A 24,972-nucleotide genomic window follows, 5' to 3' on the forward strand; every position below is an offset into this window, starting at 1 on the left:
CGTCGCAGGCGCGCAGCAGCGTACGTAGCGTCTTGATCATGTCTCCCAACTCCGCCGCCCGCGCCTCCAGTTCCGCCATATGGGCAAGCGCCAGCGATCTGACATCGGCGCTATGTCGGTCCTGGTCACTCCAGAGTTTGACTGCTCCGAGCGAGATGTCTCGGCTGCGCTCGACATGACGGCCTTTTAATGCACTGATGCTTTTTTACCTCTTCCGTTACCTCAACGAGCATTTCAATATTCCCGGCACGGGGGTGTTTCAGTACACCACGTTTCGGGCCGGGCTGGCGGTGGTGATTTCCCTGCTCATCGCCCAAACCTTTGGGCACCGCCTCATCCGGGTGCTGCAGAAAAAGCAGGTCGGCGAAAGCATCCGCGACCTGGGCCTGCAGGGCCAGAACGAAAAAAAAGGCACTCCGACCATGGGCGGCCTTATCATTCTGCTGGCCATTCTGGTTCCCGTTATTCTGCTCTGCCGGCTCCGCAACATCTACATCATCCTCATGATTCTGAGCACGGTGTGGCTGGGGCTGATTGGCTTCCTGGACGACTACATCAAGGTGTTTCGCAAGAACAAGGAGGGGCTGAGCGGCCGGTTCAAGGTGCTGGGGCAGGTGGGCCTGGGTATCACCGTGGGCTGGGTGCTGTTCTACAGCGACGAAATCACGGTGCGCCAGTACCTGCTGCCCAACGGTCAGTACTCCGCCATCGAGGCCACCAAGGCGTTCAAGGACGTGCACTTGATGATTACCACCGTGCCATTTCTCAAGAACAACGAACTGAACTACGGCGACTTGTTCGCCACGGCCGGTACCTTTTTCAACGGCCTCTACGGCTTTCTCTACATCCCTATTGTCATCTTCCTGATTACGGCCGTGAGCAACGGCGCCAACATCACCGACGGCCTCGATGGGCTGGCGGCGGGCACCTCGGCCATCATCGGCATTACGCTGGCCATCTTCGCCTTCGTGAGCGGCAACGTGCTGCTGGCCGACTATCTCGACGTGATGTTCATCCCCGACTCCGGCGAGTTGGTCATTTTCTGCACGGCTTTCGTAGGGGCCTGCATCGGGTTTTTGTGGTACAATAGCTACCCAGCCCAGGTTTTCATGGGCGACACGGGCTCGCTGGCCATCGGCGGCATCATTGCCGTGCTGGCGCTCATCGTGCGCAAGGAACTGCTGATTCCCGTGCTGTGCGGCATTTTTCTGGTCGAAAATCTCTCGGTAATTGTGCAGGTTAGTTACTTCAAATACACCCGCCGGAAGTACGGCGAGGGCCGCCGGCTGCTGCGCATGTCGCCGCTACACCACCACTACCAAAAGCTAGGCTACCACGAATCGAAGATTGTGTCCCGGTTCTGGATTGTCGGCATCATGCTGGCCGTCATCACCTTGGTTACGTTGAAATTACGCTAATGAAGTTTCTCGCAGAGGTCCGCCGAGGCAACCGCAGAGGCCCGCAGTGGACGACCTCCGCGAAACTCTGCGTAGTCCTCTGCGGACCTCTGCGAGAAACCACACCCGCCACGCCATGAACATTGTCATCCTCGGAGCGGCCGAAAGCGGAGTAGGAGCGGCGCTGCTGGCGCAGGCCAAAGGCCACGCCGTGTTCGTGTCGGACCGCGGCACTATCCAACCCAACTACCAGCACAAGCTCGCCCAGGCCGGCATCGAATACGAGGAAAATCAGCACTCGCTCGACCGGATTCTGCAGGCCGATGAGGTCATCAAAAGCCCCGGCATCCCGGAAAAGGCCCCGGTCATTCAGGCCCTGCGCGACAAGAACATTCCCATCATCTCCGAGATTGAGTTTGCCGGCCGCCACACTGAAGCCAAGTGCATCTGCATTACAGGCACCAACGGCAAAACCACTACCACGCTGCTCATTCACCACTTGCTGAAAGAAGCCGGCCTGCGCGTGGGCCTGGCCGGCAACGTGGGCCACAGCCTGGCCGAGCAGGTCATCGCCGACGCCCACGACTACTACGTGGTGGAGCTGAGCAGCTTTCAACTGGACGACACCTATGATTTTCGGCCCTGGGTGGCGGTGCTGCTCAACATTACCCCCGACCACCTCGACCGCTACGACTACTCGCTGGAGAAGTACGCCCAGGTCAAGCTGCGCATTGTCCGCAACCTGGACGGTGCCGGCAGCTTCATCTACAACGCCCACGACGAAGCAATCAGGAAGTATTTCCGTTCGGCTTCACAGCCGTTCCGGTTGCTGCCCTTCAGCCAACCGCGCTTATACAATGTTTCCTTGGCGGCTTACTACACTGCTGAGGAAGTGCTGTATACAAACTTGAACCAAAATTTTGACGAAGCCGGGGGTGAGGAAGTAAGCACTGCTCAATCGCCGCTCATCGGCCAGCACAACCGCCAAAACACGCTGGCTGCGGTGCTCGCCGCCCGCGTGGTCGGCCTGAGCACCGCGCAAATCGAAGCCGCTTTGGCCACGTTCCGTAACGCCGACCACCGCTTGCAAGTGGTGGCCGACATCAACGGCGTCCGCTACATCAACGACAGCAAGGCCACCAACGTGGAAGCCGCACTGTACGCGCTCGACGGCATCAGTCGGCCAATTGTGTGGATAGCTGGGGGTGTGGACAAGGGCAACAACTACGTCAGCATGTTGGAAGTGGTTGGTAAGCACGTCAAAGCCCTCGTGTGCCTGGGCCTGGACAATGCCAAGCTGCTCGACGCCTTCGGCGAGCTGCTGCCGCACGTGGAAGAAACCCGCGCCATGGCCGACGCCGTGGTCCGCGCCGCCGCCCGAGCCGCCCCCGGCGACGTGGTGCTGCTCTCGCCCTGCTGCGCCAGCTTCGACCTGTTTCAAAACTACGAGGACCGGGGCCGGCAATTTGCGGCGGCGGTTCAACGCTTGGCGTCCGCATCGGCACAATCAGTTTAATCAGCAAAAATCAGCGATTATGGAATCCTCCACCACCTGGCTGCAGCGCAACCTCAAAGGCGACCCCATCCTGTGGGCCATCGTGCTGCTGTTCTCCTTCATCAGCATTGCGGTGGTGTACTCGGCCACCGGCACGCTGGCCTACAAGAAGATGGACGGCAACACCGAGCATTTTCTCTTCAAGCACACGGCCCTGATTCTGGTGGGCCTCGGCTTCATGTGGGCCGCGCACCGCATCGACTACCGCTACTACTCGCGGCTGGCGCTCTACGCGCTGCTCATCTCGGTGCCGCTGCTGCTCTTCACCTACCTCATGGGCTCGAACATCAACGAAGCCTCGCGCTGGCTCACCATCCCGGTGATTAACCAGACGTTTCAGCCCTCGGACCTGGCCAAGCTGGCCCTGATTTCGCACCTGGCCAGCATGCTCAGCCGCCGCCAGCAGCACCTGGGCGACTTCTGGACGACGCTCTTTCCGGTGATGCTCTGGGTGGGCATCATTTGCGGGCTGATTATCCTCAGCAACGCCTCCACGGCGCTGCTGCTCTTCGCCACCTGCCTGCTGCTCATGTTTATTGGGCGCGTGCCGCTGCGCCAGATGGCCGTGATGGTGGTCATTGGCGTGGTGGTGGGCGGGGCGGGCCTGGCCACCGGGCAGCGCGGTAAGACGGTGATGTCGCGCATCGAGAACTTCAGCAATCCCGACAAGAAGGTCCCTTTTCAGCTCGAACATTCCTACATCGCCATTGCCACCGGCGGCATCGCCGGCAAGGGCCCCGGCAAAAGCACCGAGCGCAACATCCTGCCGCACCCGTACTCCGACTTCATCTACGCCATCATCATCGAAGAATACGGCCTGCTGGGCGGGGCCGTGGTGCTGTTTCTGTACCTGGCTTTCCTCTACCGGGGGCTCAAAACGGTGATGAACAGCTACGGCGCTTTCGGCGGCTTGCTCTCGGCGGGCCTCAGCTTCAGCCTCGTGCTGCAGGCGCTGGTGAACATGGGCGTGGCCGTGGGCCTGGGCCCCATCACCGGCCTGCCGCTGCCGCTGCTGAGCATGGGCGGCACTTCGCTCATTTTCACCGGCATCAGCATCGGCATCATCCTGGCCGTGAGCCGCGGCGAGCGCGAAGTGCGCCCCATGACCGGCGAGCCCGACGACACGGCCCGCATCCCCAAAGTAGCCGTTAGCTATTAGGTTACACAGGTAGTTATCAGTTGTTCGTTGCTAGTTGTCAGGCCGTTCTGATGAACTGACGCTGGAACAAGCTGACAACTGACAACGAACAACCGACAACTAAAATGAGAGTCATCATCAGCGGCGGCGGTACTGGCGGGCACATTTTTCCGGCGTTGGCCATTGCCAACGAATTGCGGTGCCGGCTGCCGGCTGCCGAAATCCTGTTCGTGGGCGCCAACGGCCGCATGGAAATGACGCGGGTGCCCGACGCGGGCTACAAAATTGTGGGCCTCGACATCAGCGGCTTGCAGCGCCGCCTCACGCCGCAGAACCTGCTTTTTCCGATGCGCGTGTTCCGATCGGTGCGCCAGGCCGGCCAGCTGATTGAAGAATTCCGACCCGACGCCGTGGTGGGGGTGGGCGGCTACGCCTCGGCGCCGGTGCTGCTGGCGGCCACGTCGCGGGCCATTCCTTCGCTCATTCAAGAGCAGAACTCCTACGCCGGTTTGGTGAACAAGCTGCTGGCGCGCCGCGTGGGCCGCATTTGCGTGGCTTACGAAGGCATGGAGAAATTCTTCCCCGCCAACAAGCTCGTCGTCACCGGCAACCCGGTGCGGACCGAAATTGCCGCCGGCGACCGCGTCGAAGCCCTGCGGTTCTTCGGCCTCGACCCCGCCCGCAAAACCCTGCTGGTGGTGGGCGGCAGCCTGGGCGCCCGCACCCTCAACCTGGCCACGGCCGCCGCCCTCCCGCGCCTGCGCGACGCCGGCGTGCAGCTGCTCTGGCAAACCGGCAAGCTCTACTTCCTCGAAGCCCGGCAGCTCGCCGCCGCCCACCAGGCCGACAACCTTCACGCCCTCGAATTTATTCAGCGCATGGACCTGGCTTACGCCGCGGCCGACGCCGTGGTGAGCCGCGCCGGCGCCCTGTCCGTGGCCGAGCTCTGCCTCACCGGCAAAGCCAGCATACTGGTGCCTTCGCCCAACGTGGCGGAGGACCACCAAACCAAAAACGCCCTGGCCCTGGTGAGCAAAGGCGCGGCCGTGCTCATCACCGACGAGCACGCCCCCACGCGCCTCTACGACGAAGCCCTGCGCCTGCTGGCCGACCCCGAGCGCCGGCAGCAGCTTGGCGCGCGCGCGCGCGCGCTGGCCCGGCCCAATGCCACGGGAGCAATTGTGGACGAGCTATTGAAATTAATTAAAAATTAAAAATTATGAATTAAAAATGACCGTTTACGAAGGGAGATGTTACGCTCGATATTTTTCAGATTTTTAATTTTGCATTTTTAATTTTTAATTAAAATTGGACCGGTTTCCTTACGTCTTTTTTCTCGGCATCGGTGGCATTGGCATGTCGGCCCTCGCGCGCTGGTTCCGGGCCAACGGGCACCGGGTGAGCGGCTACGATAAAACCGAAACCCCCCTCACGCAGGCGCTGACGGCCGAAGGCATTCTTGTTCATTACGCGGACGCGGTGGAAAATATTCCCGCCGAAATCCGGGACAACCTCGCCCAAACGCTGGTCGTGTTCACGCCCGCCATTCCGGCCGACAGCCAAGAATGGGCTTGGCTGCGCGCGCAGGGCTACGATATTCGCAAGCGCAGCCAGATTTTGGGCGTGCTCACCCAGGGCCGCTACACCATCGCGGTGGCCGGCACGCACGGCAAAACCACCACCAGCAGCATGGTAGCCCACCTGCTGCACCACGCCGGCCTCGATGCCGGTGCCTTTCTCGGCGGCATTGCGGTCAATTTGGGGAGTAATTTACTGCTGCCCAAAACCCCGAGTGCGCCCATTGTGGTGGAAGCCGACGAGTACGACCGCAGCTTCCTGACGCTGTTTCCCGACGTGGCCATCGTGACCAGCACCGACGCCGACCACCTCGACATCTACGGCGACCAGCCGGCATTAATCGATTCCTTCTGCCAGTTTGTGGCGCAAATCAAGCCCGGTGGCACCTTGTTGCTCAACCACACCGCCGACTCCCGCGTGGCCGCCGCCGTCCCGGCGGGCACCCGAGTCATTCGCTACGGCCTCACGGCGGCGCAGGGACCCGAGCTGTTTGCGGGAGACATCACCGCGAAAGGCCACCGGTTTCATTTTGACTTGCACGGTCCCCGCGGCGCTGTTGCTGGTTTGGCGCTGGCCGTGCCCGGCTACCACAACGTGGAAAACATGCTCGCCGCCGCCGCCGTGGCGCAAATGCAAGGCTTGGGCGCCCCCGCATTACGCGCCGCCGTTGCGGAATATCGCGGCGTAAAACGGCGGTTTGAATTTGTAGTTACCACCCCGCAAAACGTCTATTTAGATGATTACGCCCATCATCCCCGCGAAATTGAGGCTTTCCTGCGTTCGGTGCGCGCCTTATATCCGGGCAAGCGGCTGCGCGTTGTCTTTCAGCCCCACCTTTTCACCCGCACCCGTGATTTCGCGAAGGGCTTTTCCCAAAGCTTAAGCATTGCAGATGAGGTATTTTTGTTGGATATTTACCCCGCCCGCGAAATGCCCTTGCCGGGGGTTACCTCCGAAATAATTTTGGCTAACATCACCGCGCCAACCAAAGCCATCCAGACCAAAGAACAAGTGCTGGCGGCGGCCAAAATCGACGAATCGTTTGACGTGCTGGCCACGGTAGGCGCCGGCGATATTGATACGCTGGTGCCCCAATTAAAATTAATTTTAAGCCAGCGCTGGCAATAGCCAAAAATAAATACGCTGAAATTATTTACTCGCAATATCAACCTTCCCGCTTTTCATTCGCTAAGCAATATTTAGCGCAATAGCACATTACTTAAGCTTCAGCAAGCGCAGATAAATACGCCTTGGCGAGCGTCGCCCAACGAGCTATTTGCGCATTCGTTCCGTTCCTTTATTTTCCCATTTGCTCCTTGGACCGCACAATTAGAAATTTAGTAGTTGCCGCGGCCTGCCTGCTGGCGCTGGGTGGGCTGGCGGTATTTGCGGCCGTGCGCCAGGCCACCCGGCCGGTGGGCGAGGTCGTGGTCACCATCGCCAACGAGTTCGATAACTACTTCATCAGCGAGCGGGGCGTGACGGCCTTGCTCACCAAAGGCGGCAAAGAACCCGTCATTGGCACCCAGCCGGAGGGGCCGCGCCTGCGCGAACTGGAGGCGCGGCTGCGCGCCCACGCCTTCGTGCGCGAGGCCCAGGTGTACCGGGACCTGGCCGGCAACCTGCACGCCGATGTGCGGCAGAACCGGCCCATTGCCCGCCTCACGCATTCCGACACCCGCCTCGACACCTACGTGGACGCTGAAGGCCGGGTGCTGCCGCTGTCGCCCCTGTTCACGGCCCGCGTGGCCACCGTGGCGCGCCCCGGCGGGGGCATCCTGCCGAGTGCATTTTTCCAGGATAGCACCGGGCGCCGCTACCTCGAGTTTTTGCGGTACGTGGACGAGCACGAGTTCTGGAAAGCCCAGGTATCGGAGGTGTTTATTGAGCCCGGCGGCAAGCTGTCATTCACTCAGCAAGTGGGCGACCAGCGCATCGAATTCGGGCTGCCCGAAAATATTTCCGAGAAATTCGCTAAGCTTATGGTATTTTACCGGCAAATTCCGTCAGTTTTGGGGTGGGATACTTACCACCGCGTAAACGTAGAATACCAAAATCAAATTATCTGCGAATAACAATTTGCTGAATAACAGACCGTTAGGTCGAAAATTTCCAATCCCCAACCCACGCTTTCTTCACTGCTCGCCAGCACCGCTCATATGCAACAAGACAAAATCGTCGTCGGGCTCGACATCGGCACCACCAAAATTTGCGCCTTGGTGGGCCGCAAAAACGAGTTTGGCAAACTCGAAATTCTGGGCATGGGCAAAGCCGTGTCGGAAGGTGTTTCGCGCGGCATCGTGCTCAACATCGACAAGACCGTGGACGCGATTAAGCGGGCCATTCGGCAAGCCGAAGAACAGTCCGGAATTAGCATTGGGGTGGTAAACGTGGGCATTGCCGGGCAGCACATCAAGAGCCTGCAGCACAACGGCAGCATCACGCGCAACTCGGCCGACACCATCGGGCCCGACGACGTGAACCGCCTCACCCAGGACATGTACCGCCTTGTGACCCAGCCCGGCTCGCAAATCATTCACGTGATGCCCCAGGACTACAAAGTGGACTACGAGGAGGGCATCGCCGACCCCGTGGGCTACGAGGGCGTGCGCCTGGAAGGCAATTTCCACATCATCACCGCGCAGAGCACGGCCATCAACAACATCAACAAGTGCGTGACCAAGGCCGGGCTCGAAATTGCCGACCTGATTCTGGAGCCGCTGGCCAGCAGCATGTCCATCCTTTCCGAAGAGGAGAAGGAGGCCGGCGTGGCCCTGATTGATATTGGCGGCGGCACTACTGACCTGGCCGTGTTCAAGGATGGCATCATCCGCCACGCGGCCGTGCTGCCGTTCGGTGGCAACATCATCACCCAGGACATCAAAGCCGGCTGCAACGTGGCTCCTGGCCAGGCCGAGCAGCTGAAGGTGAAATTCGGCAAAGCCATTGCCGAAGAAGCTTCTGATTACGAAATCGTGAGCATTCCCGGCCTGCCCAACCGCCCGCCCAAGGAGGTTTCGCTGAAAAACCTGGCGTACATCATTGAGGCCCGCATGTCGGAAATCATGGAGCTGGTGTACGCCGAAATTTACCGCATGGGCCTGCACGACAAGCTGTCGGCCGGCATTGTGCTCACCGGCGGCGGCTCGCAGCTGCAAAATCTGGAGCAGCTCACCGAATACATCACCGGACTCGATACGCGCATTGGCTACCCCAATCAGCACCTCGGCAAAAGCCGCATTGAGGCGGTGAAGTCGCCGATGTACGCCACCACGGTGGGCCTGGTGCTCTCGGGCTATCACTCGCTCGACGAGCGGAATGCCCGGGCCCCCTACGAGCACGAAGCGCCTGCCTATCAGGTGCCCCAGGTGGCGCAGGCCACGCACGCGGCAACGGAGCCCCGCGCGGTGGTGCCCGCAGTGCCCGCGCCCGTACCGGCCAAGCCCAAGGAGCCCGGTGCCGCCAGCCGTTTCTTCAAGGACATCATCACCCGCACCAAGGGCTTGCTGATTGACGACTACGACGATAAATCTTATTAATGTAAGCTGTTGGCTGATAGCTATTGGCTGTTAGCTCTTATTCAAATCAGAAAGTCTAACAAGCCAATGGCTATCAGCCGTCAGCTAACAGCTAACACAATGAATTACAAATTCGACATTCCCGCCCAGAATAAGTCCATCATCAAGGTGATTGGCGTGGGCGGCGGGGGCTCCAACGCCGTGAAGCACATGCACAAGCAGGGCATCAAGGACGTGGAGTTTATCATTTGCAACACCGACCACCAGGCCCTGCAAAGCTCCACGGTGCCCAACAAGCTTCAGATTGGGGTAGACCTGACCGAAGGACTGGGCGCGGGCGCCAAGCCCGAGCGCGGCCGTCAGGCGGCGCTGGAAAGCAAAGAACAAATCCGCGAGCTGCTCAACCACGGCACCAAGATGCTGTTCATCACGGCGGGCATGGGCGGTGGCACGGGCACGGGCGCGGCCCCGGTGATTGCGCAAGTGGCGCAGGAGCTGGGCATTCTTACGGTGGGCATTGTGACGGCGCCGTTCCTGTTTGAAGGCAAGAAAAAGCGCTTGCAAGCCGAGCTGGGCATCAAGGAGCTGAGCGAGCATTGCGATACGGTGCTGGTGATTCTCAACGACAAGCTGCCCCAGATTTACGGCAACCTGACCATGAGCGCCGCCTTCGCCAAGGCCGATACAGTGCTAACCACGGCCGCCAAGTCCATCGCCGAAATCATCACGGTGACGGCCGATGTGAACGTAGACTTCGAGGACGTGAAAACGGTGATGAAGGACAGCGGCGCCGCCGTAATGGGCAGCAGCATGACCGAAGGCGAAAACCGCGCCCGCCGCGCCGCCGAGGAAGCGCTGAATTCGCCGCTGCTCAACAACACCGACATCCAAGGGGCGCAGAAAATCCTGCTTTCCATCATGTCCGGTGCCGAGCACGAGTTGGAGATGGACGAGCTGACGGAAATCACGGAGTACATCCAGGAGAAAGCCGGGCAGGACGCCGAGATGATTTTCGGCCACGGCATCGACGACACCCTGGGCCAGAATATTCGCGTGACGGTGATTGCCACCGGTTTTGCCCGCGACGCGCATTCCATTACCACGCCCACCACGGGTGGCGTGGAGACGAGTGCAGTGACTGCTGCCACGTCGGAGGCTGACCGACCCGGGGCAGCGCCCAATGCGCCCACTACGGGCAACAATGCCGCGCCTTTCGTCCCCAGTTTCGGCGCCGCTGCGCCGGAAACCGCCCGCGTCACTTTTGATTTAAACGGGCCTTCGGCGCACAACGCGCCGCCTCTGACCGGTATTCCGGCTAGTGCTCCGGGCGAGCCGGTGCTCACGTCGGGCCCGTCGGCGCCCGCGCCCGAGGCGACCCGGCCGCGCCCGGCGCTGGACGCGCAAGCTTTGGAGCGCCGCCGCCGCCTGCAGGAGCTAAGCAACGGCCTGCCGCCCGAGGCCGTGGCCCAGTACGACACGCCCGCTTACCTGCGCCGCCAGGTGAAACTGGAAAACGTGGAGCCCAGCTCGGCCCAGAACATCTCGCGGTTTAATTTATCAGACGACAACGAATTGCTGGGGGATAACCGGTTCTTGCACGACAACGTGGATTAGGTAGTTCATTGGTTTCAGATTAGAAAAAAACGGCCGCCGCCGAGACTCTCAGCGGCGGCCGTTTTTTTGTGGTAACGCCCGGGCAGCTTTGTGCAGGCACGGCTCAGGAAAACGTCTGCTTGAGTTTAGCGCAAATCTTGATGGAAGTATAAATATCGAATCCACTACTTCCGCCGAGCTTTTGCAAAACTATTTGTTGGCAGCCGCTACTTTTCGCCTGTTTAATAATCAAGGCTGTTTAGAAAGTTAATAGCACATCATGCTGATTGAAATTTTTGAATTATCAAACAGCTTCATTAGTAAGTAGTAAGATTTCCGGCCAAAGCAGTGTCCCGGAAATAAACCGTTCGCAAAAGAATTGACCAAGTAATCTTTTTCAATTGTCAACATCAAATTCCCCCCCCCCCGCTCTAAACAAAGTTTATTGAGCAAAATTGTCTGGAAATAGAATGCTAAACAAATGTCCTCCAACTATTCCCATTGAGAAACTTAATCTAGCCCCAGTATCTCACTTCGCATTTTTGACGTTAATTTCTGCTCGAACTTGCTTGAGATTTTGTTTCTGAATCTGTGAATTCCTATAAATTACAGATATTAGGAATAATGGAATGGCGATATATAGAAAGCCAAAACCGTTTTTTACAATGCCATAAACCATTACGCCAATTAAAAACCCTATCAGCCCTGCAGAAAAGGTTTCATTCTTTTTAACCTTTCTCTCCTCTGCCAATAACTCTTCAAGTGTCAATTTAGAGTAATCTTTTTTGTCCAACATATTCTATTTTGATTTTAATGTTGAAATTTGTGTTTTGTTTTTTGCAATTGCTGCCAGCATTTGTATTGGCGCAACTCGCAGCCTGTGCAAATTGCGCCAACCCGCTCATAGTTCGTAAGCTAGTGGCGTAAAGCTAGCTGAATCGGGCGGGATTACGCAGCACGTACTTAAGCCCCAGCTACTCCCCATACGCCAGCCGATTCTACCACCAATTCAACGGCGCTTCCAGCCAGTGCCTGGCGGTGGCCAGTAGTAACAGCACGGGCAGCAATAATAGCACCGTCGGTAGCGGACTGAGCCAGGGCTGCCGGGTTTCAACAGCGGGGAACAGCTCGCTGCTCAATAACCGCCGGTCCGAAGCCACTTATATCTTTGTCTTGCCGCCCGACGTGTCACCGCTGAACTGGCGCCATGCGCTTTGCCGGGCGCGGCCGGTTTCGGCAAACCCTGAATTTTGCATATGGTTGTTTTTCTCCGGCGCTGGCCGTGGCTGCTTCCGGGACTGGCGCTACTGGGCCTGTTTCTGTACATGACCGGGCCGGGCCTCGGGGGTACCTCCGATTCGGTGCACTACTTGTGGGCGGCGCGGAGCTGGCGCGCTACCGGGCAGCTCCTGGCACCCAGCGGTGCGCCGTACCGCTTCTGGGGCCCGTTGTATCCGTTGCTGTTGGCTACATTCTTTAGTCCCGCGGGGGTGCGGATGCTGCACGGGGCCGCGCTGCTGGCGCAGGTGGCGCTGTGGGGGCAACTGGGGCGTTGGCTGCTGCCGGCCGGCCCCGCCCCGTGGTTGCCGTGGCTGGTGGCGTTGAGCACGGCCGTGCTGGTGCCCGCCAAATTTATTTGGTCGGAAACTGTTTTCGGGGCGCTGGGGGCTGTTTATTTCTTCGCACTGCTGGCCTGGGGCCGAAGCGGGCGGCGGGGCTGGCTGGGGCTGGCCACCGCCGCGGGGTTCCTGCTGCCGTTGCAGCGCATCGCCGGGTTCTTCTTGCTGGTCGGTGCCGGGGTGGGGCTGCTGGTTACGGGGCAGTGGCGCGCGGGGCGGTGGCGGTGGCTGCTGGGGCACTGGGTGGGCTGTGCGGTGGGTGGCCTGGCGTGGAGCTACTACGCCGAAGTGGTGGCCGGCCCGCCGCTGTACCAAACGGCGCGGGTCTGGAACGCGCTGGGGTCAGTGGCCGATTACGGCTTTGTGCTGGCGCGGTGGTTTGTGCCGCTGGCGGCGGGTTGGCGCAACCTGCTGCCGGGCCTGTGGGCCATTTTTTTGCCCGGAATACTCTTCGTGCTCTGGCCGCGCAAGAGCGGGCCGCAAGGCCCCGAGAATGCCCCGGCCTCAACCCAATCATTCACCCGGCACAGCTTGCGCTTGCTGTGGTGGGTAGTGCTCACGGTGCTGGCGGCGCTGCTGCTGGCCACCCGCGCCACCCGCGCCGCCATCGGCCCGGACAGCGCCGAGCGGTACTGCGCCGCGCTGGTGGGGCCGGTGGCGCTGCTGGCGCTGGCCCGCTGGCCCAGTGCGGATGGCGGCCGCTTGCGGTGGGCTGGGAAAGCCCGGCGCTGGCTGGGCCCCGTGCTGCTGGGCGGCTGGCTGGCGTACTCCGCGGCGCGGGCCGGGCACAACGCCCAGCAGCAGCGCCACCGGCCCCCGATGGTTTGGCCGGCAGCGCCTTCTGCCACCCGAGCCGTTGGGGCATTACCAGGGGGGAGGCCCGACCCCGGAATCGCGGGTTGGCATCCCCGGGCATCGCCTCAGACCACCAGCTGCTTCATGTTGCCGGAAAGCCGGGGCGTTAGAATTTGGAATACGATAGTCGGTCCTTCCAGCGGTTGAGCGGGGCCTCCAGCCAGTGCCAGGAGGCGGCGGCCAGCAGCAAAAGCACCGGCGTGAGCAGCAGCACGGTGGGCAGCGGACCAAGCCAGAGCCGACGGGCTTCCACCGCCGGAAACAGCCGGTACACGGCGCGCTGGTAGAGCACGGGCAGCAGCAGGTGGTAGAGGTAGCAGCCGTAGCTGCGTCGGCCCAGCCATTGCAGCACCGGCGACAGGAGCACGCGGGCACTGCCCAGTGCGGGGGACCCCGGCCGCTGAACGGCCCAATTCAGGGTGACGACCGACGCCACGCTGGCCACGGCGGTGGAAGTCAGCAGCCAGAGCGAGAGGGCCGAGAAGTAGTGCGTGAGGGCCCAGAGGCCGCTCCAGGCCCCCCAGGCCAGGAGGACCCAGCGGCCCCGGGCCAGCCGCTGCACCCACGGAATGTGTTCGGTCAGGCTCAGCACCGCGCCCAGGGCAAACATGTCGAGGCAGGCTGGCAGGAGCACGAAAACGAAGTCGGGGGTGACCCAGATGCTCCACGCCACGCGGAACAACACGCCCGAGGCCGCCACCGCCAACAGCCACCCCAGCCGTTGGCCAATCACGCCCAGCAGCAGGGGCCACACCAGGTAAAACTGCTCTTCCACCGCCATGGTCCAGTAGTGGCCCACGCCTTCGCCCCAGTGGTGCAGGCGGTAGAAGAGCAGGTTGGACGCCGGGAGCACGAACCAGCCGGGGTATTCGCGGAGGGTGGCCAGCGGCAGCAGCGCGCCCGCCGCGAGGGCCAGGTAGTAGGGGGGCAGGATGCGCAGCACGCGCCGCTGATAAAACGTGACCAGCCGCCGCCCCCACGGCCCCGGTGCGCCGGGGTGCACCTGCTTCCGCCAGATGATGCCGGAAATCAGGTAGCCGCTGAGCACGAAAAACGGAATGCGCCCCATTTCGCCGACGGGAAACGGCGGCAGCGTCCAGTGCGCGAGCACCACCAGCCACACGGCAATGGCGCGGATGCCGTTCAGGCCGGGGCGGTAGGCGAGGGGCGGGGCAGAAGGCGGCGTCATACCAAGGGGCCGCAAGCCGGGCGCCTAACCAATGGTGTGGTACACGGCCTGCACGTCCTCGTCCTCCTCAAACTTGTCAATGATGGTCATGACTTCCTCCACTTGCTCTTCGGTGAGGGCGACGGTGGTGTTGGGCACGCGCTGCAGGTTCACGCTCACCACGTGGCGGCCCTGGGCTTCGAGGGCTTTCTGCATCTGGCCAAAGTCGGTGAAGGCGGTTTCGACCACAATGTACTGGTGCTCGGCGCCGTGCTCGTCCTCCTCGGTGGTTTCGTACACGTCCTCGGCGCCGAAGTCAATCAGTTCCAGCTCCATTGCGTCGCGGTCGAGCCCGGCCGCGGCCAGCTTGAACACGCCCTTGCGGGTGAAGGTGTAGTCGGAAGAGCCGGCGGTGCCCAGGGTGCCCTCGTTGCGGTTGAAGATGAGCCGCACGTTGGAGACGGTGCGGGTGGGGTTGTCGGTGGCGGTTTCGATGACCACGGCCACGCCGTGGGGCAGGTAGCCCTCGTACACCACTTCCTGGTAGTCTTTTTCCTCCTTGCTGCTGGCGCGCTTGATGGCGGCTTCCACCCGGTCTTTGGGCATGTTCACGCCCTTGGCGTTCTGCATGGCGGCGCGCAGGCGGGCGTTGGTGTCGGGGTTGGGGCCGTTTTCCTTCACGGCCATCACGATTTCTTTGCCGATGCGGGTAAAGTCTTTCGACATCTTGTCCCACCGCTTCATTTTGCGGCCTTTGCGAAATTCGAATGCGCGTCCCATGTAGGTCAATTAACAAGTAGCAATGAGCAATTTACAGTGCCGTTGCGGAGATTTTCAACGAAAAGGCAGCCGAAACGGGCCGCAAGTTAGCCAGAAGGGGCGGGGGGCGCCAAACGCCTCGCGCACGGGAAGCTTACCGGCGTTGCGCGCTTTTGGGCCGGGGGCGCGGGGGGGCGCCGGGCAGCGGCCGGGCCCCGGCGGCGGCGAGCTCGTAAACGCCCCGGTTGCCGGCCGGGTACCCCAGAATGGTGAGGGTGAGCCCCCGGGTGGCCGGATTAAAGCGGAAGGTGCCGCGCTGCACGTCGGCGCCTTTGAGGTCGGTGAAGGCAAACCGAATGCTGTCGCCGCGCAGGGTGAAAGTGCCGTCCTGCTTGAAATACCTCGGGCCGCCGGGCCCCATGATGCTCAGGCGCTTCTCGTAAGTGCCCGCTGGGCGCAGCGTGAGCGAGCCGCCCACGCCGCGTACCTGGGTGGGCGGGTTGTCGCTGCCAGTGTCGTACACGGTGTAAGCGGTGTAGTTATAAGTCGTGTAAAAAGAGGGCAGCGCCGCGGCCTGAGCCCGGGCAGCTCCGGGCACCAACCACCCCAGGGAGGCGCCGGCAAGGCAGATGAGATTACGCTTGGCGAAGAGAAAATTCATTGATATGAAAATGCGTGCGTGAGCGAGCTTCCGGGTTAAAGTAGAAAAGAGAGCCGGAAAAGACGGGCCCGTCCTGGATTGAAAAAGGGTTGACCAGGGTAAAAACCGGGCTGAATCTGCCACTGCTCCTGCTCCTGGGCTCCTTTAAGGTGTTCGCAACGCTGCCATAAGTTGTGCCAAAGAAAGGCGCGGCTTTCTTAGAAGCTGTTTGAGGTAGTCAAAATGTATTATTGAACGTCATGCAGAGCGCAGCGAAGCATCTCGCTCGCTTCGTCGGGGCCGTGTCAACGAAGCGGGCGAGATGCTTCGCTGCGCTCTGCATGACCGTTTCTACTAACTTAAACAGCTTCTTAGTGATTTTTCAAACCCCTGGCCCACGTGCAAAAAGACGGCATGAAGCTTTGCCCAAGCCGGCCCCGCCGCCGCGCCACCCACGCTGGCCCGGCTTTGGTGAGCCTTGACGTCAATGCCCGCGCTAAGATGTTCACCCAGCTGCGGCCGCGCCCCGGGCCAACGAATTTACCCCGCGCCAAGCCGCAAAAGCCGCTTTCTCAGCGGGCAAGAATGAGCAAATCCGGCCATTTGAAGTCGTGAAACCAAACCCGCTTTTCGTCCGCGACAACCAAACCGCCTGTCATCCGCGCCGCTGAGGCGGTTTCGCTGCAACGGCGCGGATGACGGGCGGGGGCCAGCCCCGCACTCTACTTACACGAACCGGAAAATGGCTCTAGTCGCCCACGCCACGGCGGTTGTGGGGCGCCGGCACCGGCCGGCGTTTGGTTGAGACCCTGGTGGTTTTGCGGCGCCGGCCGCCGGTGAGGAACCACGCCACGCCCGCTACCAGAATGCTGGCACCGATGACCGCGGCTTGCTGGGGTAGCTTGTCTTTGGGCGCGGGCGGCAGGTGCGCTACGCCGTTGGCGTCGGTGCGGGCGGGCTCGTGCACGTAGCGGCCGTGGGCGGGTACGGGGTAATTATCGGCCAATGCGCGCAGGCCCGCCGCCGCCGCGGGCCCGGTGATGACCGGGCCGTGGCCGCAGCCAATGGCCTCGGGCTCCAGGTCGGCCAGTGTTTGCACCGATTGTTGGGCGGCTTGCCAGTCGTAGTTAAACGGCGTGCCGGCCCGGCTTATTTGGGGCCGGTTCAGGAGCACCGCCGGAATAGAGTCGTGGTGGCAGGTGGCGAAGGCGTCGGCGCCGAGCAGGGTGCGGTCGGCTTCGCGGAAGAAGGCCAGCTGGCCGGGGGCGTGGCCCGGCACGTGCAGCCAGCGCCAGCCTGGGAGGTAGGGCGCGGCGGGGTCGGCGGGGTTCAGGGCCTGCACCCGCGTGCCGAGGTTGGGCAATTGCGCTGGAAAAAAGCGGCTCATGAAGGCCAGCGAGCCGCCCACGGTGGGGTCGCGCGGCGGGTACTGGGCCTGGCGGGTGAGGTATGGAAGCTCCAGTGGGTGCACCACGATGGGCACCCGCCAATGGTCGGCTAGCGCGATGGCCGCGCCCAGGTGGTCGAGGTGGCCGTGGGTGAGCAGGATGGCCTCGGGGTGGGAGCCGGGATAAAAGAGCTGGTCGGCGGCGGCAATGATGGTTTTGGCGCTGCCCGGCACGCCGGTGTCCACCAGCACCCACTCGCCGGGGGTGCCGGTTTCGACAAAGTACACGTTGACAAAGCGCTGAATGCGAAGCTGGGTGACGCCGGCGGCTACGGTATTCATGGGGAGGAAATTAAGTGAACGGAAAGGACGGCAAGAGCTATGAATACGGAAACGGGGCGCCGGGGTGATAAAAAAAGTAGGGAAGGCTTGTAACGAATGCCCGATGGCCCGGTACCCCCTTCGCAACTCACCCGCCCCGGCGGCCCGGCCGCGGGCCATCTCGTTACATCCCATCCCCTTCACCCCATCATGTTATGAAAGCCTTTTTTTCTGCGCTCGCACTGGTGTGCGGCACCTCGGCGGCCATGGCCCAAGCCACCGCGGAGCCCCAGTTTAAGATTTCCTGCCAGCATAAAAATTGGTCGGGTAACAAGGAGAGTGAACAGTTCTGCGAAACCCGCGACCTGACCATGGACGCGGCGGCCGGCCAAGTTTTCGTCGTCGATGGCGGTACGAACGGCGGCATCACGGTGCACGGCTGGGCGGGCCCGAACGTGCGGGTTCGGGCCAAGGTGCAGAGCTGGGGCCGGACCGAAGCCGAGGCGCAGTCCCGGGTGCAAAGCGTGCGCATCGCCACGGCCAACAACACCCTGCGCGCCAGCACCACCGCCAACGATGAGCGCTACAGCGTGAGCTATGAAATCTTCGTGCCCCGCCAAACGGCCCTCTCGCTAAAAACCCTCAACGGCGGCATCAGCCTCGACAACCTGCGGGCCGACGTCAAATTCTACGCCGTGAACGGCGGTGTGGCGCTCGCCGACCTGGGCGGCCAAGTCACGGGCCAAACCGTGAACGGCGGCCTGACCATTGCCCTCACCGGCCGCCAGTGGGAGGGCAAAGGCCTCGACGTGGAAACCACCAACGGCGGCATTCGCTGGCAACTGCCTCGGGATTATTCCGCCCAACTATTTACCAGCACCGACATGGGCAACCTGCGCACCAGCCTGCCCATCACCAAATCGGGCTTCATGCACAAGGAGATAGCTGCCAGCCTGGGCAAAGGCGGCGCCCCGGTGAAGGCCGTGACAACCAATGGCGGCATCGATATCGAGCAGCAGGGCGACTGAGACCCTATCCGAAAAATAAATTGAACGTCATGCTGAGCTTGCCGAAGCATCTCGCCCGCTTCGCTGAACGGTCCTGATGGAGCGAGCGAGATGCTTCGGCAAGCTCAGCATGACAGGCGTCTGCGCAGCCGAAGTATTTTTCGGATAGGCTTTAAGAAGCCGTAAAATCAGAAAGAGACAATTGGAACCGTCCGGCGGAGCGGAGCCGAAGCCCCTCCCCCTCGGCCGTAACCGGATTAATTACGCAGTAGAGAGGCTTCGGCTCCGCTCCGCCGGACGGGTTTTTGCGCCGCCGCGTGGGTTCAGCAGCCGGAGCTAAAATCCGGGTAGTCCGCGTACGTCGGCGAGGGTTTATCGTCCAGCCGAATGATGTGGTCCAGCCGAATTTCTTCGCCCGATTTGAGGCGCATGAACTCCACTTTCTCGCGAATGAAAAAAGTGTCAATCACGCCCGCGCCCAGGCAAAGCTGGCGCAGGTCGTTGAAGTACTGGAGCGCCACCCGGCGGCGCTGGGTAGCGGCGGCTTCCAGCTCGTCGTAAAAGCCGCAGTCGATGGGTTGGTAGTTGGGGCTCATGGGAAAAATGCAGTAGGCGGGCGGTAAGAATGTTTGCGGAGGCCTACGCCGCCCGCACGGGCACGGGCTTGACGGCTGGTTTCGGGTCGGGCAGCCAGGCGTCGAGCAGGCGCTGGCACAGCGGCACCAGCGGCGCAAACAGCAACACGCCGGTGACGTTGAAGAGGACGTGGGCGTGCGCAATTTGCCGGGCCACGTCGGCGTGGCCGGCCAGGCGCAGCACCAGCGCCGTGAACGGGCCGATGAGCAGCAGGCCCGCGGTGATGCAGATAAGGTTGAAGCCCAGGTGAAACAAGCCGGTTTTGAGGGCGGCCGGGCCCCGGCCCACCGTGGCCATCAGCGTGTCGGAGCAGGTGCCCAGCTCGGCGCCCAGCATTACGGCAATGCCGGCGGGCAGGGTGAGCAGGCCCTTGGCCGCCAGCTTGATGACCATGCCCAGCGTGGCCGACGACGACTGGATAATGAGCGTGATGAGCGCCCCGGCGCCGGCGCCCCGCAGCGGGTTTTCCAGCTTGAGCAGCCAGGCCTGTACGCCCCGATAATCCTTGAGCGGGGCGGCGGCTTCGCCGATGATAAACAGGCTGAAAAACAACAGTCCGAAGCAAAACAGGGCGCGGCCCACCGTGCGGCGCTTGCGTTTTTTGCTGAAGGATAGCAGCAGCAGGCCCGGCAGCATGGCCACGACGGCGTACTGCCCCAAATCAAACGCGAACAGCTGGCTCGAAATAGTGGTGCCGATGTTGGCGCCCAGCACCACGCCCAGCGAATTGCGGAACGGCAGGGCCCCCGCGCTCACCAGGGCAATGGCCAGGATGATGACCACCGACGACGAATCGAGCAGCGTGGTGACCACCGTGCCGGTGAGGATGGCCATCGGGACGGTTTTGGTGAAGCGGTCGAGGATGCCTTTCATCCGCTCGCCGGCCACCTGGCGCAGGGCCAGCGAGAGCCGGCTCACGGCGTAGAGAAATAACACCAGGCCGCTGACCGCCAGCAGGGTAATCGACAGGATGGAGGAATTCATACGGCCCGGCAGCGGGGGATAGGGTTGCGCCTGTGCCTGCAACGCAGCCGCCCCCCCCGATGCCGGAAGTAGTAGGTGAACAAATTGTTACCCTGCGGGCTGTGCCGCGCCCACGGCCGGTATCCGCTTGTTCATTATCCGAAACCAGAGCGAGGGCACGGTGGCCAGCAGCATCATGCCGGGGTAGCCGGTGGGCATCTGAGGGGCCGCGGGCTGGTGCCGCAGCGTGTGGTAGGGGCGGGCGGCCTGGTAGTGGTGGTCGGAGTGGCGGGTCAGTTCGTAAAGCAGGATGCGGCCCAGGGCGTGCTCGGAGTTCCAGGAGTGGTGGGGCTGCACCCGCTCGTAGCGGCCGGGGGCGGTGAGGCGGCGCAGCAGGCCGTAGTGCTCCACGTAGTTCACGAGTTGAAACAGCACGTAGCCCACGGCGGCGGCGCCCAGCCAGCCCAGCAGCCCCGCCGCCCCGGTCAGGGCCACCACCAGGCCCGCCAGCACCCCCTGCGCCAGCTGAAACTGCAGCAGCTCGTTGGCCAGGGACCAGGCGGGCCGGCCCAATCGGTGCAGCCGGTCCGCCTCCAGGGCCCAGGCAGAACGGAATTCGCCGAGCACCGCGCGGGGCAGAAAGCGCCAAAACCCCTCGTGCAGGCGGGCCGTGACGGGGTCGGCCGGGGTGGCCACGTGGCGGTGGTGGCCGCGGTTGTGCTCAATAAAAAAATGCGCGTACCAGGTGCTCAGCAGCAGGGCCTGGGCCAGGCGCTGCTCCCAGCGGCGGGGGCGGTGGCCCAGCTCGTGGGCCACGTTGATGCCCAGGGCCCCGCAGCAAATGCCCACGCTGCAGACGGCCCCCGCGACCTCGACGGCCGTAAACCCCCGGGTTTGGAGGCTGTGCAGGAAGTAAGCCAGCAGCCCGAACTGCAGCGGCACGTTGAGGTACAGCAAGCCGTCGAACAGGGCGTGCCGCTTGGTTTCGGTGGCTGCGGCCACGCCGGGCAGGGCCGGCGCCGGCGGCCGCAGCCACTCCAGCAGCGGCACCAGCCCAAACGCGTATCCCAGGGTGAGCCAGGTGGCCGCGCCGCCCAGCCACAGCCCGGCCGCGGCCGTGAGCGGCAGCGTGTAAGCCAGCAGGTAGCGCAGGTCGCGGACGGAAAGCGGCATAATTAAGGCTAGAACCGGAGCGGAGCGTGCTCGTCCCTAAAGGTATGAGTTGATAACTATATGAGGTTGAGCGGTGGCTACCGCTGCTGCGCGGGCAAGCCGCGGTAGGGCCCAATAAAAGCGGGTCGCCGAAAAGTGCCGCCGGTCAAACGAACTCGGGTGAACCCGAGGGCCCCCGGCAAAGCCAGCTTTTGGGGGCGACATCAGGGACCTCAGCCGAGCGGTGGGAGGCGCTATTCACGGAGCATTCGGAACGAATGGGAGCGGGGTGTTTAGCCGATGGAAATGCAATGCTCAATGAACCCGTCATCCAGCACACCATCCGCCTGTGCCGGCAGCACCGCGGGCAGCTGCCCGACGCCAGCACTGCCGCCCGGGCTCATGGCCTGACATTGGTTACCCGCAACGTCGTCGATTTTCAGGTAATTGCGGGCTTGGTAGTCATAAATCCGTACGATGCGGCACAATTCACCGGGTTCAGTAAATTTAGCCGCGCCTTGAGCTTGAACTGACTTCTGCCTGCAGGTTCTGCGCGGCTCTACTTTATTTTCCCCAACGCCCTGCTCGTGATAAAGCAAGCAATAGTAACCCTGGCCCTTCTTGCCACCACCCGCGCCGCCGTGGCCCAGCCCGGCTGCCCGCCGCCCGTCGTGAAAGTGTTGCGCAATAACCAGGAGGTGCCCGGTGCCGGCGCGGCGTTCGCGCCCAAAGTGACCCTGCTTGTAAGTTCGAGCCCGGAGTGTGCTGCCAAAGCCACCTACCGGTTCAGAGAAGCGGAAGTGACCCTGCTGCGGGGGCGGCGGCCCCTGCTGCCCACCAAGCTCGTGCGCCGGCCCGAAGCGGACCTGACCGATTTGATGGGCATCGCCCAGCCCGGCGACCGCATCCGCGTGTTCGTGCTGTACAAAAACCTGGCAGTAGTTTCGGCCGATGGAAAGCTGAGCCTGTACCCCGCGCCCAAAGTCGACGACAAAAACGAATTGAACGCCAACCTGCTTACCGATGAGGCCAGGGGCGTGGGCTTCAACTGGGTGCTGCTGCAAAAGTAACCCCCGGGTGTGGCGGGCCTATTTCACCGGCGCCGGGCGCACGGCGCCGGTGGCTTTGTCCACCTCAAACCGGGCCCGGTTGGGCATGCGCCGCGCCCAGTCGGTGCGCGGCACCAGCACTTGCCAGCTGGTTTCGTTGTCGTTCACGCGGGCCGAATCGAGGACGAAAAGTGCCGCATTGGGCTGGGTTTGGAGGAAGCGGGCCACGGCGTCCCGGGCTTGCGCGGCGGTTTGCGCGCCGGGTGCGGGCTGGACTATTTCCGCCGGGCCGGGCCGCACACTGGCTGCTTGGGGAACCTGCTGGCAGCTGGCTAGGGCGCTGGCGGTGCCAAGCAGGAGGAGGAATGCGAGCAGACGAGACATGGGCCAAAGGTAGCGCCGCCCCGTCCACCAGCGGTGCGTGCGGGCCCCCCGAACGGCGGCACTGGCCGTTGCGGCGGCTGGCAGGTGTAAGGCCGCGCCGGGCCGGGCGTCAGCCTGGGCGTTCCACCTTTTTCGGTATGCCATGAAGAATGTACTGCGCGCCGCGGCCCTCGGGTTGTTCGCGGCCCTGACTGCGTCGGTGGCTCAGGCGCAAAATCCGGCCCCTGGCCTCACGGCCGCCGCCCTGGCCGTGGGCGACCCGGCCCCCATGTTCAACGCCCGGGACGCCAACGGCCGCGGAATCGACCTGGAGCAACTGCTGAAAAAAGGCCCCGTGGTGCTGTATTTCTACCGCGGCCAGTGGTGCCCTTACTGCAACAAGCAGCTGAGTCAGCTCCAGGATTCGCTGCAGCAGCTCACGGCCAAAGGCACCCAGGTAGTGGTGGTGTCGCCCGAAACCCAGGACAATATCGGCAAGACCGTGGCCAAAACCAAGGCCGGCTTCCCCATCGTGCACGACCAGAACTTTGCCATCATGAAAGCCTACCGCACGGCTTTCACCGTGCAGCCCGACGTGGCCGCCAAGTACAAAGGCTTCGGTGTGGACCTGCTGGCCGCCAACGGCGCCGACGCGGCCGTGCTGCCCGTGCCCGCCACCTACATCATCGGCCAAGACGGCAAAATCAAGTACGCCTATTTCAACGCCGACTACCGCAAGCGCGCAAGCGTGAAGCAAGTAGCGGCTGCCCTGTGATAGATGGTTTGATTAAGCCTCCTTCACGAACCGAATCAGCTCCCGGACCTGGTTGAGGAATCGGGCGTCTTCCGAGAGCTTGGCAATTTCCTGGGCGGTCTGGCGGGCCAGGGCTTCGTGCTCGCGGGCGTTGGCACGGGTCAGTTCTTCAAGCAGGGAGTCGAGGCGGTCGAGGCGCCGCGCCACCGTGGCCTGGGCCTGGGCCAGGGAGTAGGCCCAGGAGCCGGTTTCTTCCGCGTTCAGCGAGTAGGTGGTGCTTGCCAGCCGGCTTTCCAGCTCCTGCACGCGGTTGCGCAGCTCCACCACGTCCTCGCGCGGGTACTGCACCTGGTGTTTCATCAGGCGCAGCCGCTCGGTCAGGTGCTCGTAAGCCCGCTCAGCGGGGCGGGCAAAGGTGAGGACCAGCGCCGCCACGGCCGCCGGGTAGCCCACCGCCACCACGCGGTAGTACGCCAGTCCAAACAGCACCGCCGCCGTGAGCAGGTGCAGGCCAATGGCCAGCCCGCGGAAGCGCGTGGCGATGCGCTGGGCAAAGGCCACCTGCGCCTCGTTCACCGCAATGCCGGTTTCGCGGGAGGCCTGCGCCTCTTCCACCACGTGGCGGGCGGCAAAGTGCGCGTTCCAGGGCAGGGTGGTGACCACCGCCAGCCACCACAGGATGGCCACGCCCACCAGCCAGTCAATCAAGTTGCCCGTGGACATGCGCAAGCCCCGCAAGCCGAAAAAGGTGGCCAGCACCAGGCCCGTGAGCACGCCCAGGGTGAGTAGAAAGTTGCGAAACGACATAAAGCCACAAGTTGGAGACGGCCAAATATAGCGCCCCGGCTCAGCGGCCGGGCACCTCGGCGCCCGGCCGCAGCTGCGCGCCCCGCGCCTGCAAATCGGCCTTGGCTAAGTCGAAGCCCTCGCCCGAAATAGCCCGGGTAGCGTCCTCAATCACCGTCGTGGCGAATCCCGCGGCCAGCGCATCCAGGGCCGAATAATACACGCAATAGTCGCCCGCGAGGCCGGCCACGTACACCTGCGTCACGCCCCGGCCGCGCAGGTAGTCGGCCAGGCCGGTGCTCTTGCGGTGGCCGTTGTCGAAAAACGCGCTGTAGCTGTCGATTTCGGGGTTGGTGCCTTTGCGGAAAATGGCTTCGATGCGCTCGGGGTGCAGCGCCGCGGCCAGCTCGGCCCCGGCGCTGGCCTGGGTGCAGTGGTCGGGCCAGAGCACCTGCGGGAGGCCGTGCAGGTCGATTTGCTCAAACGGCCGGCGGCCCGCGTGGCTGCTGGCGAAGCTCTGGTGGCCGGCCGGGTGCCAGTCCTGGGTGGCCACCACCAGGTCGAACCGCGGCTGCAAGGCGTTCACCAGCGGAATGATGGCGTCGCCCTCGGGCACGGCCAGCCGGCCGCCGGGCAAAAAGTCGTTCTGAATATCAATTAGCAGGAGAGCTTTCATGGGCGCAAGTTGGGGGCAATTTGAACAAAAGAACAGCGTGCCGAGAGCGGGCTGGGGT

Annotated in this window: 25 protein-coding genes; 12 read left to right on the top strand and 13 right to left on the bottom strand. The window is 62.7% G+C overall.

Annotated elements, in window-relative coordinates; genetic code table 11:
• Positions 1–199, bottom strand: a 199-nt coding sequence (locus RMO51_RS22580; RefSeq protein ID WP_409025033.1) for a MerR family DNA-binding protein, incomplete at its 3' end; no start/stop codon positions are given.
• Here RMO51_RS22580 and mraY point away from each other — a divergent pair.
• From mraY to ftsZ, 8 genes are all read left to right on the top strand, one after another.
• Positions 198–1,418: a phospho-N-acetylmuramoyl-pentapeptide-transferase gene (mraY, locus tag RMO51_RS07500; protein WP_310393452.1), complete on the top strand. Its 1,221-nt coding sequence runs from the start codon at positions 198–200 to the stop codon at positions 1,416–1,418. The two genes, RMO51_RS22580 and mraY, sit on opposite strands and share 2 nt — an antisense overlap.
• Before the next feature lie 115 nt (positions 1,419–1,533).
• Positions 1,534–2,913 (top strand): UDP-N-acetylmuramoyl-L-alanine--D-glutamate ligase, encoded by a 1,380-nt coding sequence (murD, locus tag RMO51_RS07505; RefSeq protein ID WP_310393454.1) that lies wholly within the window; start codon positions 1,534–1,536, stop codon positions 2,911–2,913.
• Between the two features lie 19 nt (positions 2,914–2,932).
• Positions 2,933–4,111 (top strand): FtsW/RodA/SpoVE family cell cycle protein, encoded by a 1,179-nt coding sequence (locus RMO51_RS07510; protein ID WP_310393455.1) that lies wholly within the window; start codon positions 2,933–2,935, stop codon positions 4,109–4,111.
• Positions 4,112–4,215: 104 nt separating this feature from the next.
• Positions 4,216–5,304 (top strand): undecaprenyldiphospho-muramoylpentapeptide beta-N-acetylglucosaminyltransferase, encoded by a 1,089-nt coding sequence (murG, locus tag RMO51_RS07515; RefSeq protein WP_310393457.1) that lies wholly within the window; start codon positions 4,216–4,218, stop codon positions 5,302–5,304.
• Positions 5,305–5,398: 94 nt separating this feature from the next.
• A complete protein-coding gene (murC, locus tag RMO51_RS07520; protein WP_310393459.1) occupies positions 5,399–6,796 on the top strand; it encodes a UDP-N-acetylmuramate--L-alanine ligase in 1,398 nt (465 codons plus the stop codon).
• A gap of 188 nt (positions 6,797–6,984) precedes the next feature.
• Positions 6,985–7,743 carry a hypothetical protein gene (locus tag RMO51_RS07525; protein WP_310393461.1) on the top strand — a complete coding sequence of 253 codons (759 nt, stop codon included), beginning with the start codon at positions 6,985–6,987 and terminating at the stop codon, positions 7,741–7,743.
• Between the two features lie 84 nt (positions 7,744–7,827).
• Complete coding sequence (ftsA, locus tag RMO51_RS07530; RefSeq protein ID WP_310393463.1) at positions 7,828–9,207, top strand: cell division protein FtsA; 1,380 nt, start codon at positions 7,828–7,830, stop codon at positions 9,205–9,207.
• A 99-nt stretch (positions 9,208–9,306) separates the two neighbouring features.
• Positions 9,307–10,800 carry a cell division protein FtsZ gene (ftsZ, locus tag RMO51_RS07535; protein ID WP_310393464.1) on the top strand — a complete coding sequence of 498 codons (1,494 nt, stop codon included), beginning with the start codon at positions 9,307–9,309 and terminating at the stop codon, positions 10,798–10,800.
• Between the two features lie 508 nt (positions 10,801–11,308).
• On the opposite strand, the gene RMO51_RS07540 is transcribed toward ftsZ, so the two are convergent.
• Positions 11,309–11,575 carry a hypothetical protein gene (locus tag RMO51_RS07540; RefSeq protein WP_310393466.1) on the bottom strand — a complete coding sequence of 89 codons (267 nt, stop codon included), beginning with the start codon at positions 11,573–11,575 and terminating at the stop codon, positions 11,309–11,311.
• 460 nt (positions 11,576–12,035) lie between these two features.
• Between RMO51_RS07540 and RMO51_RS07545 the strand changes: the two genes are divergently transcribed.
• Entirely contained in the window at positions 12,036–13,400 is a 1,365-nt protein-coding gene (locus tag RMO51_RS07545; protein ID WP_310393468.1) for a hypothetical protein, read from the top strand.
• Here RMO51_RS07545 and RMO51_RS07550 read toward each other — a convergent pair.
• From RMO51_RS07550 to RMO51_RS07565, 4 genes are all read right to left on the bottom strand, one after another.
• On the bottom strand, positions 13,360–14,442 hold the full coding sequence (locus RMO51_RS07550) for an acyltransferase (RefSeq protein WP_310393470.1): 1,083 nt from the start codon (positions 14,440–14,442) through the stop codon (positions 13,360–13,362). The genes RMO51_RS07545 and RMO51_RS07550 overlap by 41 nt on opposite strands.
• Positions 14,443–14,466: 24 nt before the next feature.
• Complete coding sequence (locus tag RMO51_RS07555; RefSeq protein ID WP_310393472.1) at positions 14,467–15,201, bottom strand: YebC/PmpR family DNA-binding transcriptional regulator; 735 nt, start codon at positions 15,199–15,201, stop codon at positions 14,467–14,469.
• 133 nt (positions 15,202–15,334) lie between these two features.
• Positions 15,335–15,841 (bottom strand): hypothetical protein, encoded by a 507-nt coding sequence (locus RMO51_RS07560; RefSeq protein ID WP_310393474.1) that lies wholly within the window; start codon positions 15,839–15,841, stop codon positions 15,335–15,337.
• 727 nt (positions 15,842–16,568) lie between these two features.
• On the bottom strand, positions 16,569–17,549 hold the full coding sequence (locus tag RMO51_RS07565) for an MBL fold metallo-hydrolase (protein ID WP_310393476.1): 981 nt from the start codon (positions 17,547–17,549) through the stop codon (positions 16,569–16,571).
• Positions 17,550–17,743: 194 nt separating this feature from the next.
• Between RMO51_RS07565 and RMO51_RS07570 the strand changes: the two genes are divergently transcribed.
• Entirely contained in the window at positions 17,744–18,556 is an 813-nt protein-coding gene (locus tag RMO51_RS07570; protein ID WP_310393477.1) for a DUF4097 family beta strand repeat-containing protein, read from the top strand.
• 302 nt (positions 18,557–18,858) lie between these two features.
• Here RMO51_RS07570 and RMO51_RS07575 read toward each other — a convergent pair whose 3' ends face one another.
• The 4 genes from RMO51_RS07575 to RMO51_RS07590 all read right to left on the bottom strand — a co-directional run bounded on the left by RMO51_RS07575 (position 18,859) and on the right by RMO51_RS07590 (position 21,885).
• Positions 18,859–19,131, bottom strand: coding sequence for a hypothetical protein (locus RMO51_RS07575; protein WP_310393479.1), 273 nt, complete (start codon positions 19,129–19,131; stop codon positions 18,859–18,861).
• 43 nt (positions 19,132–19,174) lie between these two features.
• On the bottom strand, positions 19,175–20,155 hold the full coding sequence (locus tag RMO51_RS07580) for a Na/Pi symporter (RefSeq protein WP_310393481.1): 981 nt from the start codon (positions 20,153–20,155) through the stop codon (positions 19,175–19,177).
• Between the two features lie 87 nt (positions 20,156–20,242).
• The gene (locus tag RMO51_RS07585; RefSeq protein WP_310393483.1) at positions 20,243–21,307 is read right to left on the bottom strand and encodes an alkane 1-monooxygenase; all 1,065 of its coding nucleotides are present in this window, start codon (positions 21,305–21,307) and stop codon (positions 20,243–20,245) included.
• Positions 21,308–21,579: 272 nt separating this feature from the next.
• A complete protein-coding gene (locus tag RMO51_RS07590; protein WP_310393485.1) occupies positions 21,580–21,885 on the bottom strand; it encodes a hypothetical protein in 306 nt (101 codons plus the stop codon).
• On the opposite strand from RMO51_RS07590, the gene RMO51_RS07595 reads away from it, so the two are divergent.
• Positions 21,874–22,356, top strand: coding sequence for a hypothetical protein (locus RMO51_RS07595; RefSeq protein ID WP_310393487.1), 483 nt, complete (start codon positions 21,874–21,876; stop codon positions 22,354–22,356). The genes RMO51_RS07590 and RMO51_RS07595 overlap by 12 nt on opposite strands.
• An 18-nt stretch (positions 22,357–22,374) precedes the next feature.
• Here RMO51_RS07595 and RMO51_RS07600 read toward each other — a convergent pair whose 3' ends face one another.
• Complete coding sequence (locus RMO51_RS07600) at positions 22,375–22,719, bottom strand: hypothetical protein (RefSeq protein WP_310393489.1); 345 nt, start codon at positions 22,717–22,719, stop codon at positions 22,375–22,377.
• A 142-nt stretch (positions 22,720–22,861) separates the two neighbouring features.
• Between RMO51_RS07600 and RMO51_RS07605 the strand changes: the two genes are divergently transcribed.
• Complete coding sequence (locus tag RMO51_RS07605; protein WP_310393491.1) at positions 22,862–23,473, top strand: peroxiredoxin-like family protein; 612 nt, start codon at positions 22,862–22,864, stop codon at positions 23,471–23,473.
• A gap of 12 nt (positions 23,474–23,485) precedes the next feature.
• Here the strand turns inward: RMO51_RS07605 and RMO51_RS07610 are convergent, their stop codons facing one another.
• Both RMO51_RS07610 and pncA read right to left on the bottom strand, forming a co-directional pair.
• A complete protein-coding gene (locus RMO51_RS07610; RefSeq protein WP_310393493.1) occupies positions 23,486–24,259 on the bottom strand; it encodes a hypothetical protein in 774 nt (257 codons plus the stop codon).
• A 40-nt stretch (positions 24,260–24,299) separates the two neighbouring features.
• Positions 24,300–24,914 carry a bifunctional nicotinamidase/pyrazinamidase gene (gene pncA, locus RMO51_RS07615; RefSeq protein ID WP_310393495.1) on the bottom strand — a complete coding sequence of 205 codons (615 nt, stop codon included), beginning with the start codon at positions 24,912–24,914 and terminating at the stop codon, positions 24,300–24,302.
• Positions 24,915–24,972 lie beyond the last annotated feature (58 nt).

This window comes from Hymenobacter sp. (assembly GCF_031398885.1).
In the GTDB taxonomy this organism is placed as follows: domain Bacteria; phylum Bacteroidota; class Bacteroidia; order Cytophagales; family Hymenobacteraceae; genus Hymenobacter.